The sequence below is a fragment of the Streptococcus sp. 27098_8_109 genome (assembly GCF_041432295.1).
Classification (GTDB): Bacteria; Bacillota; Bacilli; order Lactobacillales; family Streptococcaceae; genus Streptococcus.
Map to the genome: position 1 here is coordinate 1 of NZ_JAPVZJ010000043.1, position 626 is coordinate 626.

General features: G+C 40.6%; 1 protein-coding gene. It reads right to left on the bottom strand.

From position 1 onward, the window contains the following. Positions 1–626 (bottom strand): IS3 family transposase (locus O3664_RS09135; protein WP_371613939.1); only part of this gene is annotated, 626 nt, incomplete at both ends.

Consider the following 626-nt stretch of genomic DNA (forward strand, 5'->3'; position numbering starts at 1 on the left):
TTGTTGTAGTAATCAATATAGTCTACAATAGCTTGTTCCAATTGCTTAAGCGACTGAAACGACTTCTCATAACCATAAAACATTTCCGATTTCAGAATCCCAAAGAAGGACTCCATCATACCATTGTCTGGGCTGTTACCCTTACGTGACATGGATGCTTGAATTCCCTTACTCTCTAGGAACCGATGATAAGAATCGTGTTGGTATTGCCAGCCTTGGTCACTATGGAGAATGGTATTCTCGTAATGTTCCTCACCGAAAGCCTGGTCTAACATAGCTTTTACTTGTTCTAAGTTCGGTGATGTAGAAAGATTATAAGCGATGATTTCGCTGTTAAAACCATCTAAAACTGGCGATAAGTAAAGCTTTTGAGTGCTTGCTGGAATGGCAAATTCTGTCACATCTGTGTAGCACTTTTGCATTGGTTTGGTTGCTTCAAATTGACGTTGAATAAGATTATCTGCTTTCTTGCCAACCTCTCCTTGGTATGAAGAATACTTCCGTTTACGGCGAATTCGAGCCGTTAAACCAAGTACTTTCATCAGACGCTGCACCTTCTTATGGTTCACTACGAAGCCACGATTTCGTAATTCTAGAGTCATGCGACGATAGCCGTAATTTCCTTT